The organism is Bacillus sp. SIMBA_008, assembly GCF_046535495.1.
Taxonomy (GTDB): Bacteria; Bacillota; Bacilli; order Bacillales; family Bacillaceae; genus Bacillus; species Bacillus subtilis.
The window spans coordinates 1-247 of sequence record NZ_JAWRWL010001012.1; the positions used below are offsets into that span (position 1 = coordinate 1).

Genomic DNA, 247 nt, shown 5'->3' on the forward strand with positions numbered 1-247 from the left:
GTCAGACTGTTGTCGTTTTCGGAAGCTCCATCTTGATAAATAGCCCAATTATCAATGCTTACAATGCTGAATTTGTTGGTCTTTTTTATTGTCAAATATCCCATTTCTTGAAGCTGTTCCAACCAACGAAAAATTGTCTTTTCTCCCTTTACCCTGTCCTTAGATTTAAGACCGGTATTGTACATGTCCATCAAAGCAAAACGACCTGTTACAAAATCACCTGGCTTTAGCTTCACTTTTTGTCTAC

Annotated in this window: 1 pseudogene; it reads right to left on the bottom strand. The window is 37.7% G+C overall.

Features of this window, described 5'->3' with window-relative positions:
- Positions 1-247 (bottom strand): annotated as a pseudogene (locus SB658_RS26455) (hypothetical protein); the annotation flags it as partial.